Raw genomic sequence first — 14,923 nt, forward strand, 5'->3', positions numbered from 1 at the left:
TGAGAGTAGGTCATCGTCAAGATTAAATTCCAGAACCCCTCATCGCTCACGCGGTGAGGGGTTTTGTCTTTTCTGCGTTTCAAAAATCGAGCGTTCGTTTCTATGCATCGTGCTTCCGCGTGGCTATCATGCGTGCCTTATTGCAAGGCGATCCTTACATGCTGACGTTGTTGAAGCTTATTGCTGATGGGGCCTTTCATTCAGGACAGGTCTTGGGAGATGCCCTCGGAATCAGCCGAAGCGCGGTCTGGAAACAGCTTCAACTGCTCGAGATGGATCTGGGTATCGAAATTCATAAGGTGCGTGGACGGGGTTATAAACTCTCTACGCCTGTTTCTTTACTGGATGGCGACGCGTTGTCGCGTCTCGGTCTTCCGGATGGCTGGTCTTTTCATACGCTCGACTCTGTTGACTCAACCAATGCCGAAGCTGCAAGGCTTATCTCTCGTGATTGCAGCATGCCTGCTCTCGTTCTGGCTGAGCGACAAACCTCAGGCAGGGGGCGTCGTGGTCGTAAATGGGTAAGCCCTTTTGCGGCCAACATGTACTACAGCCTCGCGCTGCGTATCGACGGCGGTATGCGTCAGCTGGAGGGGCTAAGCCTGCTCATAGGTCTCGCAGTCATGACTGTGCTTCGCGACATGGGCGTTGAGCGTGCAGGCCTTAAATGGCCCAACGATGTCCTCGTAGGTAGAAAGAAGATCGCCGGAATACTGCTTGAGTTGATCGGAGACCCTGCTGACGTCTGTCACGTGATCATCGGAGTGGGGGGCAACGTAAATATGCAGCTTTGCGCCGAGGTTGATCAGTCCTGGACGTCTATTCGTCTCGAGACCGGTGCCCTTGTGGATCGCAATGAGCTGGCTGTTCGCATGAGCCAAAAGATTGAGTCGTATCTGGTTGAGCATCGTCAAAAGGGATTCGAGGCATTTCGTGATGAGTGGGAGCGTGGTCACCTGTGGCAGGGCTCGGCAGTCACGTTGCTCTCGGGTGTTGAGCCTGTGAACGGCATTGTCTTGGGTATCGATGCGCTCGGCGCGTTGCGTTTGGAAGTGGATGGGGTGGAGAAAAGCTTTAGTGGTGGTGAGCTCAGCCTGAGGTTGCGCGATGATTCTTGAACTTGACTGTGGCAACAGCTTCATCAAGTGGCGTGTAACCTCGCGAAGCGATGCTGTGGTACTGGCGGGTGGCGTCGTCGATTCGGACAGTGCCTTACTGGACAATCTACAGAAGCTGCCTGGCCTGGCGTTGAGTCATTGTCGTCTGGTGAGTGTGCGCAACGCTGCAGAGACGGAAGCGCTGGTGTCGATGCTTGCCAGTGAATTCGCTGTCAGTCCGGTCTGCGCTTTACCGGCACGTGAGCTGGCAGGCGTCGTGAACGGCTACGAGGAGTTCGAGCGACTTGGGCTTGATCGCTGGCTGGCTTTTGTCGGTGCCTACCATGGCGTCCGAAAAGCTTGTCTGGTCATCGATCTCGGTACCGCTGTCACTTCTGACTTCGTGGCTTCTGATGGCAAGCACCTTGGCGGTTTCATATGCCCAGGCATGCCTCTGATGCGTGATCAGCTGCGCACCCACACGCGTCGTATAAGGTATGACGATGCAACAGCGCAGCGAGCCCTTACGGACCTCGTTCCCGGCCGTTCTACTGCTGAGGCAGTGGAACGTGGCTGCTCTCTGATGATTCGTGGTTTTGCGATGACGCAGTTGGAGATCGCGCGAGGATATTGGGAGGAGGATTTTGTCGTATTCATCACGGGTGGGGATGCGAGTCTGATCGCCGATGTTCTCCCGGGCGCTCGTATTGTTCCTGATCTGGTTTTTGTCGGTCTGGCCCTGGCTTGCCCGCTGCCCTGAGGTTTCTATGCGTTGGTTGTTTCTTCTTCTGTTGATGTTGAATGGCTTCTACTACATCTGGCATCAGCAAGAGGCGCCTCTGCGGGCGAAGGAAGTGCTTCCGCTGGCATTGCATCGCGCTGCACAGCAGGACATACGCTTGCTCAGTGAGTCTGATCCTGCGCACCTGCCTCGAGATGCCGATTCGAGCTGCCTTTACCTGGGCGGTTTCTCACGCCAGGAAGACGCTCGCGCGGTGGAGCAGCGGCTCAATAGCCTGGATATCCAGTCGCAATTCCAGGCTCTGCAGCCCGGCACCGGTGCGGGTTACTGGCTTAAAATCACGCCTGAAAGTCGACGTCTTGTCGAGTCTGGAGTCATCAACCAGTTGGTTCAGGACTTCCCTCAGTTAAAAAACAAAATAATGTCATGTGAAGGCATTGCAACTGCAGAATAGTTTGCATAGAATGGCGCCCGCTTCGCAGTGAGGTGTAAGTCTTGCGAACGAAGTGGAAATGGTCAACGCATGTAACCTCAGGTTTTTACTGAGAAAAAGGTTGACAGAAGGGTGGCATGAGTTGAGAATGCTGCCCTGCTCAGGAGGGGTTCCCGAGCGGCCAAAGGGATCAGACTGTAAATCTGACGTCTACGACTTCGAAGGTTCGAATCCTTCCCCCTCCACCAGATTTAGCGCGAGCTGCAAATTGCGCGGGTATAGTTTAGTGGTAGAACCTCAGCCTTCCAAGCTGATGATGCGGGTTCGATTCCCGCTACCCGCTCCATGTTTGCGGCTTATGCAGATTGTATTGCTCTTGTAGCTCAGTTGGTAGAGCACACCCTTGGTAAGGGTGAGGTCAGCGGTTCGAATCCGCTCAAGAGCTCCATTGCTAAAGGCAGATATAAAAATATCTGCCTTTGTTTTAGGTAAAGGCGCAATGCGCGGTTTGCCTGGAGCTGTTCAAGTCGGTGCCATTGGTTGGTGGGATTTGAATAAGGTGTTGAAATACTGTTGTCAGGTCCGCATAATGGTCGGCCTGATTTTGCTTTTAGGTCAGTAGCTCAATTGGCAGAGCGACGGTCTCCAAAACCGTAGGTTGGGGGTTCGATTCCCTCCTGACCTGCCAGATTCCCTAGATGTAATCTGGCTTTCTTTTCACAGGATCTCCGTAGATGAATCCCAAGGCTGAAGCATCAGACTCTCGCTTCGATATGCTGAAGTGGCTCCTCGTAGTCGTTTTGGTCGTCGTGGGTGTCGTCGGCAATCAGTACTATTCTGCTGAGCCGATCCTGTACCGTGTTCTCGCTCTCCTTGTTATCGCTGCTGCAGCTGCGTTTGTCGCTCTGCAGACTGGCAAGGGCAAGTCTTTCTTCGTTCTGGCGAAGGAAGCGCGTGCCGAGATCCGTAAAGTCGTTTGGCCTACTCGCCAAGAAACCACGCAGACCACGCTGATTGTTGTGGCTGTTGTTCTGGTTATGGCGTTGCTGTTGTGGGGGCTTGATTCCCTGCTCGGCTGGCTTGTTTCCTTGATTGTTGGCTAAGGGTGTCCCGTGGCTAAGCGTTGGTACGTAGTGCATGCTTACTCGGGTTACGAGAAGCATGTCATGCGCTCGTTGGTCGAGCGTGTGAAGCTCGCAGGCATGGAAGAAGGCTTCGGCGAAATTCTGGTTCCCACTGAAGAAGTGGTTGAAATGCGTAATGGCCAGAAACGCAAAAGCGAACGCAAGTTCTTCCCTGGTTACGTGCTGGTTCAAATGGACATGAATGAGGGTACTTGGCACTTGGTCAAGGATACCCCGCGTGTCATGGGCTTCATCGGCGGTACCGCTGACAAGCCTGCACCTATCACCGACAAAGAGGCAGAAGCGATTCTGCGTCGTGTCGCCGACGGTAGCGACAAGCCGAAGCCGAAGACTCTGTTCGAGCCAGGCGAGGTTGTTCGCGTGACCGACGGTCCGTTTGCCGATTTCAACGGCACGGTCGAAGAAGTCAATTACGAAAAGAGCCGTATCCAGGTGGCGGTGCTCATTTTCGGACGCTCTACTCCGGTAGAGTTGGAGTTCAGTCAGGTCGAAAAGGCATAACTGAGCTGGAATCCCATACCCCGCAGCCTAAGGCTGTGGGGTTTTTTCGTCACTGGGATATACGCGTAAGCAACCGGGGAGCCTTTATTGGCGCTTGTACCCGTAATTGGAGTGCCTCATGGCCAAGAAGATTAGTGCATACATCAAGCTGCAAGTGAAAGCCGCTCAGGCTAACCCAAGCCCGCCAGTAGGCCCGGCTCTGGGTCAGCACGGTGTGAACATCATGGAATTCTGCAAAGCGTTCAACGCCCGTACCCAGGGTATTGAGCCAGGCCTGCCGACTCCAGTGATCATCACTGTATACAGCGACCGTAGCTTCACTTTCGAAACAAAAAGTACCCCTGCGTCGGTTCTGCTGAAGAAAGCTGCAGGTCTGACCAGCGGCTCGGCTCGCCCGAACACCGTTAAAGTTGGCACCGTGACCCGTGCTCAGCTGGAAGAAATCGCAAAAGCAAAAAATGCGGATCTGACTGCTGCTGACATGGATGCGGCCGTGCGTACCATCGCCGGTTCCGCTCGTAGCATGGGCCTTAACGTGGAGGGTGTGTAATGGCTAAGCTGACCAAGCGTCAAAAGGCAATCGCTGGCAAGATCGAAGCTGGCAAGGCCTACAACTTTGTAGACGCAGCTGCTCTGCTGACCGAGCTGTCGACTGTCAAGTTCAGCGAGTCCGTTGACATCGCTGTAAACCTGGGCGTTGACCCTCGTAAATCCGACCAGGTAGTTCGTAGCGCTACCGTTCTGCCGCACGGCACTGGCAAAACTGTACGCGTTGCAGTTTTCACCCAGGGTCCTGCTGCTGAAGCCGCTCTGGCTGCCGGCGCTGATCGCGTTGGTATGGACGACCTGGCTGCCGAAATGAAAGCTGGCGACCTGAACTACGACGTGGTTATTGCTTCCCCGGACGCAATGCGTGTTGTAGGTCAGCTGGGTCAGGTTCTGGGTCCTCGCGGCCTGATGCCTAACCCGAAAGTCGGCACCGTTACTCCTGACGTTGCTAACGCCGTCAAGAATGCCAAGGCTGGTCAGGTTCGTTATCGCACCGACAAGAACGGCATCATCCACACTTCCGTTGGCAAGGTCGGCTTCGACGCCGTCAAGCTGAAGGAAAACGTTGAAGCACTGATCGCTGATCTGAAGCGTATCAAGCCTGCTTCCTCGAAAGGTATCTACGTCAAGCGCGTTACCCTGAGCACCACTATGGGCCCAGGCCTGGTGATCGATCAGGGCTCGCTGGACGCGTAAGACAAAGGCGGCACGTCTGACGTGCCGCCGAAAAATTGGGGTCCCTGCCTGGCGGGGGCTATCCAAGACCGTAGGCGGCGCAAGTCTTAAAACTCAAGCCTACGCAGATGGTGCTCCCGGTTCCTTATCGAATCAGACACCAAAACGACATCAGGCTTCGGCCAGGTGAAACGGTAACAAGCAGGAGTTAAACCCGTGGCAATTAAACTCGAAGACAAGAAGGCCATCGTCGCTGAAGTCAACGAGGCTGCCAAAGCTGGTCTGTCCGCAGTCGTGGCTGATGCCCGCGGCGTGACAGTTAGCGCTATGACCGGACTCCGTAAAGAGGCTCGTGAAGCTGGCGTTTACGTACGTGTTGTACGTAACACCCTGCTCAAGCGCGCTGTTGCCGACACTGATTTCAGTGTCCTCAACGACGTGTTCACAGGCCCGACCTTGATCGCATTCTCCAACGAACATCCGGGCGCTGCTGCTCGTCTGTTCAAGGAATTCGCAAAAGGTCAGGACAAGTTCGAGATCAAGGCAGCTGCGTTCGAGGGCAAGTTCCTCGCAGCTAATCAGATCGATGTACTGGCAACCCTGCCGACCCGTGACGAAGCAATTTCTCAGCTGATGAGCGTGATTCAAGGCGCTACCAGCAAGTTGGCTCGTACTCTGGCGGCTGTTCGCGACCAGAAAGAAGCAGCTGCAGCCTAAGGGTTCGCCGCTTCTCGCGTTTTTTGTTTTTTTCGATGGTCGCGTAGGCCGTCCCCAAATCAGGAATTAGAGTCATGTCTATCTCTCAAAACGATATCCTCGAAGCCGTTGGCAACATGTCCGTAATGGAAGTTGTTGAGCTGATCAAAGCTTTCGAAGAAAAATTCGGCGTTACTGCTGCCGCTGCTTCGGCTGGTCCAGCTGTTGCTGCTGCTGTTGTTGAAGAGCAAACTGAATTCAACGTCATGCTGCTGGAAGCTGGCGAGAAGAAAGTTAACGTCATCAAGGCAGTTCGTGAACTGACCGGTCTGGGCCTGAAAGAAGCGAAGGCAGTCGTTGACGGCGCCCCAGCAATGGTCCTGGAAGCTGTTGCCAAAGACGCAGCTGACAAAGCCAAAGCTACTCTGGAAGAAGCAGGCGCTAAAGTCGAGCTGAAATAAGCATCGATTTGAGTGTCCAGCCCACGCATCTAGCGAACGGCTGATGGCTGGTGGCTTTTGCCACCGGCCTTTTTCCGTTATAGACGATTGGCACGGTCAATGTCTGTAACGTGCAGGATCCACCGATGACGGTGGCGCAAACCAAGGGGTTTGCACGATTTTCTGGCTGCTTCCGTCGGGAGGGAGCCAAACAAGCAGGTGACCAAGCTGGGGAACGCTGATGGCTTACTCATATACTGAGAAAAAACGTATCCGCAAGGACTTTAGCAAGTTGCCGGACGTAATGGATGTGCCGTATCTCTTGGCCATCCAGCTGGATTCGTATCGCGAATTCCTGCAGGCGGGAGCGACCAAAGATCAGTTCCGCGACGTCGGTCTGCATGCAGCCTTCAAATCCGTTTTCCCGATCATCAGCTACTCCGGCAATGCTGCGCTGGAGTATGTAGGTTATCGCTTGGGCGAACCGGCATTTGATGTCAAGGAATGCGTGCTGCGCGGTGTGACTTACGCTGTACCTCTGCGAGTCAAGGTTCGTCTGATCATCTTCGACAAAGAGTCGTCGAACAAAGCGATCAAGGACATCAAAGAGCAAGAAGTCTACATGGGTGAAATCCCCCTGATGACTGAAAACGGTACCTTCGTAATCAACGGTACCGAGCGCGTTATCGTGTCTCAGTTGCACCGTTCGCCTGGCGTATTCTTCGACCACGACCGTGGCAAGACGCACAGCTCCGGTAAGCTGCTGTACTCCGCTCGTATCATTCCTTACCGCGGTTCGTGGCTGGACTTCGAGTTCGATCCGAAAGACTGCGTATTCGTCCGTATCGACCGTCGTCGCAAGCTGCCTGCGTCCGTACTGCTGCGCGCATTGGGTTACACCACCGAGCAAGTGCTCGATGCTTTCTATACCACCAACGTATTCCATGTTCGCGGTGAAAACCTGAGCCTGGAGCTGGTGCCTCAGCGCCTGCGTGGTGAGATTGCTGTTCTGGATATCCTGGACGACAAAGGCAAGGTCATTGTCGAGCAGGGTCGCCGTATTACTGCTCGTCACATCAACCAGCTGGAAAAGGCCGGGATCAAAGAGTTCGAAGTGCCGCTGGACTACGTCCTGGGCCGCACCACAGCCAAGGTCATCGTGCATCCGGCTACCGGCGAAATCATCGCCGAGTGCAACACCGAGCTGAACACTGAAATCCTGGCCAAGATCGCCAAGGCTCAGGTTGTTCGCATCGAAACGTTGTACACCAACGACATCGACTGCGGTCCGTTCGTCTCCGATACATTGAAGATCGATTCCACCAGCAACCAACTGGAAGCGCTGGTCGAGATCTATCGCATGATGCGTCCTGGCGAGCCACCAACCAAGGATGCTGCCGAGACTCTGTTCAACAACCTGTTCTTCAGCCCTGAGCGCTACGACCTGTCGGCTGTAGGCCGGATGAAGTTCAACCGTCGTATCGGTCGCACCGAGATCGAAGGTTCGGGCGTGCTGTGCAAGGAAGACATCGTAGCGGTCCTGAAGACCCTCGTTGACATCCGTAACGGCAAAGGCATCGTCGATGACATCGACCACCTCGGTAACCGTCGCGTTCGTTGCGTTGGTGAAATGGCCGAAAACCAGTTCCGTGTAGGTCTGGTGCGTGTAGAACGCGCGGTCAAAGAGCGTCTGTCGATGGCAGAGAGCGAAGGCCTGATGCCTCAGGACCTGATCAACGCCAAGCCAGTCGCTGCAGCGGTGAAAGAGTTCTTCGGTTCCAGCCAGCTTTCCCAGTTCATGGACCAGAACAACCCGCTGTCCGAGATCACCCACAAGCGTCGTGTCTCTGCACTCGGCCCTGGCGGTCTGACTCGTGAGCGCGCCGGCTTTGAAGTTCGAGACGTTCACCCGACTCACTACGGCCGCGTATGCCCGATTGAAACGCCGGAAGGTCCGAACATCGGTCTGATCAACTCGTTGGCAGCCTACGCTCGCACCAACCAGTACGGTTTCCTCGAGAGCCCGTACCGCGTTGTTAAAGAAGGTCTGGTTACCGACGAGATCGTTTTCCTGTCGGCAATCGAAGAAGCGGATCACGTCATTGCACGGGCTTCGGCCGCAATGAACGACAAGCAAGAGCTGATCGACGAGCTGGTTGCGGTACGTCACCTCAACGAATTTACGGTCAAGGCACCTGCCGACGTTACCCTGATGGACGTTTCGCCCAAGCAGGTTGTATCGGTAGCAGCGTCCCTGATCCCGTTCCTTGAGCACGACGACGCCAACCGTGCGTTGATGGGTTCCAACATGCAGCGTCAGGCTGTACCTACACTGCGTGCTGACAAGCCGCTGGTTGGTACCGGCATGGAGCGCAACGTTGCGCGTGACTCCGGCGTTTGCGTCGTGGCTCGTCGTGGCGGTGTGATCGACTCGGTTGATGCCAGCCGTATCGTGGTTCGTGTTGCTGACGACGAAGTTGAGACAGGTGAGGCCGGTGTAGACATCTACAACCTGACCAAATACACCCGTTCCAACCAGAACACCTGCATCAACCAGCGTCCGCTGGTGAGCAAGGGTGATCGCGTTCAGCGCAGCGACATCATGGCCGATGGTCCGTCCACCGACATGGGTGAGCTGGCACTGGGTCAGAACATGCGCATCGCGTTCATGGCCTGGAACGGTTTCAACTTCGAAGACTCCATCTGCCTGTCCGAGCGTGTGGTTCAGGAAGATCGCTTCACCACGATCCACATTCAGGAACTGACCTGTGTGGCCCGTGACACCAAGCTTGGCCCAGAGGAAATCACTGCCGACATCCCGAACGTGGGTGAAGCGGCGCTGAACAAGCTGGACGAAGCCGGTATCGTTTACGTAGGTGCCGAAGTCGGCGCCGGCGACATCCTGGTCGGCAAGGTCACTCCGAAAGGCGAGACCCAGCTGACTCCGGAAGAAAAACTGCTGCGTGCGATCTTCGGTGAGAAAGCCAGCGACGTTAAAGACACTTCCCTGCGCGTACCGACCGGTACCAAAGGTACTGTCATCGACGTTCAGGTCTTCACCCGTGATGGTGTCGAGCGTGACGCGCGTGCACTGTCCATCGAGAAGTCGCAACTCGACGAGATCCGCAAGGATCTGAACGAAGAGTTCCGCATCGTTGAAGGCGCTACTTTCGAACGTCTGCGCTCTGCGCTGGTCGGTCGTGTTGCAGAAGGCGGTGCTGGCCTGAAGAAAGGTCAGGAAATCACCGACGAAGTCCTCGACGGTCTTGAGCATGGTCAGTGGTTCAAACTGCGCATGGCTGAAGATGCTCTGAACGAGCAGCTCGAAAAGGCTCAGGCCTACATCGTCGATCGTCGCCGTCTGCTGGACGACAAGTTCGAAGACAAGAAGCGCAAGCTGCAACAGGGCGATGACCTGGCACCGGGCGTACTGAAGATCGTCAAGGTCTACCTGGCAATCCGTCGTCGCATCCAGCCGGGCGACAAGATGGCTGGTCGTCACGGTAACAAGGGTGTGGTCTCCGTGATCATGCCGGTTGAAGACATGCCGCACGATGCCAACGGTACGCCGGTGGACATCGTACTCAACCCGCTGGGCGTACCTTCGCGTATGAACGTCGGTCAGATCCTTGAAACCCACCTGGGCCTCGCGGCCAAGGGGCTGGGCGAGAAGATCAACCGCATGCTCGAAGAGCAGCGTAAAGTGGTTGAGCTGCGCAAGTTCCTCACCGAGATCTACAACGAGATCGGTGGCCGTCAGGAAAACCTGGACGAATTCACCGACCAGGAAGTTCTGGATCTGGCGAAGAACCTGCGTAACGGCGTTCCGATGGCCACTCCGGTGTTCGATGGCGCCAAGGAAAGCGAAATCAAGGCAATGCTCAAACTGGCTGACATGCCAGAGAGCGGCCAGATGCAACTGTTCGACGGTCGCACAGGCAACAAGTTTGAGCGTCCTGTAACAGTTGGCTACATGTACATGCTGAAGCTGAACCACTTGGTGGACGACAAGATGCACGCGCGTTCCACTGGTTCTTACAGCCTGGTTACCCAGCAGCCGCTGGGTGGTAAGGCACAGTTCGGTGGTCAGCGTTTCGGGGAGATGGAAGTGTGGGCGCTGGAAGCATACGGCGCGGCGTACACTCTGCAGGAAATGCTCACAGTCAAGTCGGACGATGTGAACGGTCGTACCAAGATGTACAAAAACATCGTGGACGGCGATCACCGTATGGAGCCGGGCATGCCCGAGTCTTTCAACGTGTTGATCAAAGAAATCCGTTCGCTCGGTATCGATATCGATCTGGAAACCGAATAACACGTGACGTGAATCGGGAGCAGGGCGTAAACCCCTGCTCCCTGCTCCGCCAGGAGGAAAGGCCTTGAAAGACCTACTGAATTTGCTGAAAAACCAGGGTCAAGTCGAAGAGTTCGATGCTATCCGCATCGGCCTCGCGTCGCCTGAGATGATCCGCTCGTGGTCGTTCGGTGAAGTTAAAAAACCGGAAACCATCAACTACCGTACGTTCAAGCCTGAGCGTGACGGTCTGTTCTGCGCCAAGATCTTTGGCCCGGTAAAAGATTACGAGTGCTTGTGCGGTAAGTACAAGCGCCTGAAGCACCGCGGTGTCATCTGCGAAAAATGCGGTGTGGAAGTGGCTCTGGCCAAGGTTCGTCGCGAGCGCATGGCTCACATCGAACTGGCTTCGCCAGTCGCTCACATCTGGTTCCTGAAGTCCCTGCCGTCCCGTATCGGCCTGCTGATGGACATGACCCTGCGTGATATCGAGCGCGTTCTCTACTTCGAGAGCTATGTCGTTATCGATCCAGGCATGACCACCCTCGAAAAGGGTCAACTGCTGAACGACGAGCAGTACTTCGAAGCGCTGGAAGAGTTCGGTGACGACTTCGACGCCCGTATGGGTGCCGAAGCTGTCCGTGAACTCCTGCACGCTATCGATCTGGAGCACGAAATTGGCCGTCTGCGTGAAGAGATTCCGCAAACCAATTCCGAGACCAAGATCAAGAAGCTGTCCAAGCGTCTGAAGCTGATGGAAGCCTTCCAGGGTTCCGGCAACCTCCCTGAGTGGATGGTGCTGACCGTTCTGCCGGTTCTGCCGCCAGATCTGCGTCCTCTGGTTCCATTGGACGGTGGCCGTTTCGCGACGTCCGACCTCAACGATCTGTATCGTCGAGTGATCAACCGTAACAACCGTTTGAAGCGTCTGCTGGATCTGTCCGCTCCTGACATCATCGTGCGCAACGAAAAGCGCATGCTGCAGGAAGCGGTCGATGCCCTGCTGGACAACGGTCGTCGCGGTCGCGCAATCACCGGTTCCAACAAGCGTCCTCTGAAATCCCTGGCTGACATGATCAAGGGTAAGCAAGGTCGTTTCCGTCAGAACCTGCTCGGTAAGCGCGTTGACTACTCCGGTCGTTCGGTAATTACCGTTGGCCCGACCCTACGTCTGCATCAGTGCGGTCTGCCTAAGAAGATGGCTCTCGAGCTGTTCAAGCCGTTCATTTTCGGCAAGCTGGAAATGCGTGGCCTGGCCACGACGATCAAAGCTGCCAAGAAGATGGTCGAGCGCGAGCTGCCGGAAGTGTGGGACGTTCTCGCTGAAGTGATTCGCGAACACCCAGTGCTTCTGAACCGTGCGCCAACGCTTCACCGTCTGGGTATCCAGGCATTTGAACCGGTACTGATCGAAGGTAAGGCTATCCAGCTGCACCCTCTGGTCTGTGCTGCGTACAACGCCGACTTCGACGGCGACCAGATGGCCGTTCACGTTCCTTTGACGCTGGAAGCCCAGCTCGAAGCGCGTGCGCTCATGATGTCGACCAACAACATCCTGTCGCCAGCCAACGGTGAGCCAATCATCGTTCCGTCGCAGGACGTTGTACTGGGTCTGTACTACATGACCCGTGAAGCGATCAACGCCAAGGGCGAAGGCCGTGTGTTTGCAGACCTGCAGGAAGTCGACCGCGTATTCCGCGCCGGCGAAGCAGCGCTGCACGCCAAGGTCAAGGTCCGCATCCACGAAACGGTCAACGATCGTGATGGTGGCAGCGTCAAGAACACCCGTATCGTCGACACCACTGTCGGCCGTGCGCTGTTGTTCCAGGTGGTTCCGGCCGGCCTGTCCTACGACGTCGTCAACCAGCCGATGAAGAAGAAGGCGATCTCCAAGCTGATCAACCAGTGCTACCGCGTGGTTGGTCTGAAAGAGACCGTCATTTTCGCTGACCAGTTGATGTACACCGGTTTTGCCTACTCGACTATCTCGGGTGTTTCGATCGGCGTTAACGACTTCGTTATCCCGGACGAGAAGGCTCGCATCATTGACGCGGCCACCGAAGAAGTTAAAGAGATCGAAAGTCAGTACGCCTCGGGCCTGGTTACTCAGGGCGAGAAGTACAACAAGGTGATCGACCTCTGGTCCAAGGCGAACGACGAAGTATCCAAGGCGATGATGTCGAACCTCTCGAAAGAGCGGGTGATCGACCGTCATGGTGTCGAAGTCGACCAGGAATCCTTCAACTCGATGTACATGATGGCCGACTCGGGTGCGCGTGGTTCTGCTGCCCAGATCCGTCAGCTGGCCGGTATGCGTGGTCTGATGGCCAAGCCGGACGGCTCCATCATCGAAACGCCGATCACTGCGAACTTCCGTGAAGGTTTGAGCGTACTTCAGTACTTCATCTCGACTCACGGTGCTCGTAAGGGTCTTGCGGATACCGCATTGAAGACCGCTAACTCCGGTTATCTGACTCGTCGTCTGGTAGACGTCGCGCAGGATCTGGTCGTTACCGAAGTCGATTGCGGCACCGAACACGGCTTGCTGATGACTCCGCACATTGAAGGCGGTGACGTTGTCGAGCCTCTGGGTGAGCGCGTGCTGGGTCGAGTTATCGCCCGTGACGTATTCAAGCCAGGCACTGAAGAAGTGATCGTGCCTGCCGGTACGCTGGTAGACGAGAAGTGGGTCGAGTTCATCGAGCTGAACAGCATCGACGAAGTGATCGTTCGCTCGCCGATCAGCTGTGAAACCCGCTACGGCATATGCGCCAAGTGCTACGGTCGCGACCTGGCTCGTGGGCATCAGGTCAACATTGGTGAAGCTGTCGGCGTTATCGCTGCACAGTCCATCGGTGAACCGGGTACCCAGCTGACAATGCGTACGTTCCACATCGGTGGTGCGGCAAGCCGGACCTCCGCAGCTGACAGCGTTCAGGTGAAGAATGGCGGTACTGTCCGTCTTCACAACCTGAAGCACGTTGAGCGTGTTGACGGTTGCCTGGTTGCGGTATCCCGCTCCGGTGAGCTGGCAATCGCCGATGACTTCGGTCGTGAGCGTGAGCGTTACAAGCTGCCATACGGTGCAGTGATTTCGGTGAAGGAAGGCGACAAGGTCGACGCTGGCTCTATCGTGGCCAAGTGGGATCCGCACACTCACCCAATCGTCACCGAGATGAAAGGTACTGTTACCTACGTCGGCATGGAAGAAGGCATCACGATCAAGCGTCAGACCGACGAATTGACCGGTATGACCAACATTGAAGTGCTCGATGCCAAAGACCGTCCAGCTGCCGGCAAGGACATCCGTCCGGCCGTGAAGATGGTAGGTCTGGATGGCAAGGATCTGTTGCTGCCGGGTACTGACGTACCTGCACAGTACTTCCTGCCTGCAAACGCCCTTGTTGGTGTTGCGGACGGTGCGCAGATCGCGATCGGTGATGTTATCGCTCGTATTCCGCAGGAAACTTCGAAGACTCGTGACATCACCGGTGGTCTGCCGCGTGTTGCTGACCTGTTCGAAGCCCGTCGTCCGAAAGAGGCGTCGATCCTTGCAGAAGTCAGCGGTACCATCGCGTTCGGTAAAGAGACCAAAGGCAAGCGCCGTCTGGTCATTACCCCGAACGACGGTAGCGATCCGTACGAGGAGCTGATTCCGAAGTGGCGTCACCTGAACGTCTTCGAAGGCGAACAAGTGAACCGCGGCGAAGTTATCTCCGACGGTCCGAGCGATCCACACGACATCCTGCGTCTGCTGGGTGTGAGTGCGCTGGCCAAGTACATCGTCAACGAGATCCAGGACGTATACCGTCTGCAGGGCGTGAAGATCAACGACAAGCACATCGAGACCATCCTGCGTCAGATGCTGCGTAAGGTTGAGATTGCCGAGTCTGGCGATTCCAGCTTCATCAAGGGCGACCAGATGGAGTTGACTCACGTACTGGTAGAGAACGAGCGTCTGAGCACGGAAGACAAGTTTGTCTCCAAGTTCACGCGCGTTCTGCTGGGTATCACCAAGGCATCGCTGTCCACTGAGTCGTTCATTTCCGCGGCCTCCTTCCAGGAGACAACCCGCGTACTGACCGAAGCAGCTGTGACTGGCAAGCGCGACTACCTGCGCGGCCTGAAGGAGAACGTGGTCGTGGGTCGTCTGATCCCGGCCGGTACCGGTCTGGCTTATCACAGCGAGCGCAAGCGTCGCCGTGAAATGGACAAACCGATGCGTGTCAGTGCGAGCGAGGTAGAAGCCGCTCTGACTGAAGCGTTGAACTCCAGCGGTAACTGAGACTAAAGCCTCGGCACTCGCATCAGTCGCACAGCATTCGTGCTATTCGCCTGATGTGGACGTCGG

11 protein-coding genes and 4 tRNA genes are annotated in these 14,923 nt (G+C 55.9%); all 15 read left to right on the plus strand.

Annotated elements, in window-relative coordinates:
• The first annotated feature begins 158 nt into the window (after positions 1–158).
• The 15 genes from birA to rpoC all read left to right on the plus strand — a co-directional run bounded on the left by birA (position 159) and on the right by rpoC (position 14,857).
• On the plus strand, positions 159–1,118 hold the full coding sequence (birA, locus tag AO065_RS22660; protein ID WP_004883642.1) for a bifunctional biotin--[acetyl-CoA-carboxylase] ligase/biotin operon repressor BirA: 960 nt from the start codon (positions 159–161) through the stop codon (positions 1,116–1,118).
• The gene (locus tag AO065_RS22665) at positions 1,108–1,857 is read left to right on the plus strand and encodes a pantothenate kinase (protein WP_004883643.1); all 750 of its coding nucleotides are present in this window, start codon (positions 1,108–1,110) and stop codon (positions 1,855–1,857) included. Before birA ends, AO065_RS22665 begins: the two co-directional genes overlap by 11 nt.
• A 7-nt stretch (positions 1,858–1,864) precedes the next feature.
• Positions 1,865–2,293, plus strand: a complete 429-nt coding sequence (locus AO065_RS22670) for a hypothetical protein (RefSeq protein ID WP_004883645.1) — start codon at positions 1,865–1,867, stop codon at positions 2,291–2,293.
• Positions 2,294–2,435: 142 nt separating this feature from the next.
• Positions 2,436–2,520: transfer RNA gene (locus AO065_RS22675), tRNA-Tyr, on the plus strand.
• Positions 2,521–2,544: 24 nt separating this feature from the next.
• Positions 2,545–2,618, plus strand: a tRNA-Gly gene (locus AO065_RS22680).
• Between the two features lie 26 nt (positions 2,619–2,644).
• A tRNA-Thr gene (locus AO065_RS22685) sits at positions 2,645–2,720 on the plus strand.
• A gap of 164 nt (positions 2,721–2,884) precedes the next feature.
• Positions 2,885–2,960: transfer RNA gene (locus tag AO065_RS22690), tRNA-Trp, on the plus strand.
• A gap of 46 nt (positions 2,961–3,006) precedes the next feature.
• Entirely contained in the window at positions 3,007–3,375 is a 369-nt protein-coding gene (gene secE / locus AO065_RS22695; protein ID WP_004883646.1) for a preprotein translocase subunit SecE, read from the plus strand.
• Between the two features lie 9 nt (positions 3,376–3,384).
• Complete coding sequence (gene nusG, locus AO065_RS22700) at positions 3,385–3,918, plus strand: transcription termination/antitermination protein NusG (protein WP_004883648.1); 534 nt, start codon at positions 3,385–3,387, stop codon at positions 3,916–3,918.
• A gap of 118 nt (positions 3,919–4,036) precedes the next feature.
• Positions 4,037–4,468, plus strand: a complete 432-nt coding sequence (gene rplK, locus AO065_RS22705; protein ID WP_004883650.1) for a 50S ribosomal protein L11 — start codon at positions 4,037–4,039, stop codon at positions 4,466–4,468.
• Positions 4,468–5,163 (plus strand): 50S ribosomal protein L1, encoded by a 696-nt coding sequence (rplA, locus tag AO065_RS22710; RefSeq protein ID WP_004883652.1) that lies wholly within the window; start codon positions 4,468–4,470, stop codon positions 5,161–5,163. Before rplK ends, rplA begins: the two co-directional genes overlap by 1 nt.
• A gap of 195 nt (positions 5,164–5,358) precedes the next feature.
• Positions 5,359–5,859 (plus strand): 50S ribosomal protein L10, encoded by a 501-nt coding sequence (gene rplJ / locus AO065_RS22715; RefSeq protein ID WP_004883655.1) that lies wholly within the window; start codon positions 5,359–5,361, stop codon positions 5,857–5,859.
• A 74-nt stretch (positions 5,860–5,933) separates the two neighbouring features.
• Positions 5,934–6,299: a 50S ribosomal protein L7/L12 gene (gene rplL / locus AO065_RS22720; RefSeq protein WP_004883656.1), complete on the plus strand. Its 366-nt coding sequence runs from the start codon at positions 5,934–5,936 to the stop codon at positions 6,297–6,299.
• 220 nt (positions 6,300–6,519) lie between these two features.
• Positions 6,520–10,593 (plus strand): DNA-directed RNA polymerase subunit beta, encoded by a 4,074-nt coding sequence (gene rpoB, locus AO065_RS22725; RefSeq protein ID WP_004883658.1) that lies wholly within the window; start codon positions 6,520–6,522, stop codon positions 10,591–10,593.
• 64 nt (positions 10,594–10,657) lie between these two features.
• A complete protein-coding gene (rpoC, locus tag AO065_RS22730) occupies positions 10,658–14,857 on the plus strand; it encodes a DNA-directed RNA polymerase subunit beta' (RefSeq protein ID WP_004883660.1) in 4,200 nt (1,399 codons plus the stop codon).
• Positions 14,858–14,923 lie beyond the last annotated feature (66 nt).

Origin of the sequence: Pseudomonas viridiflava (assembly GCF_001642795.1) — a bacterium.
Classification (GTDB): domain Bacteria; phylum Pseudomonadota; class Gammaproteobacteria; order Pseudomonadales; family Pseudomonadaceae; genus Aquipseudomonas; species Aquipseudomonas viridiflava.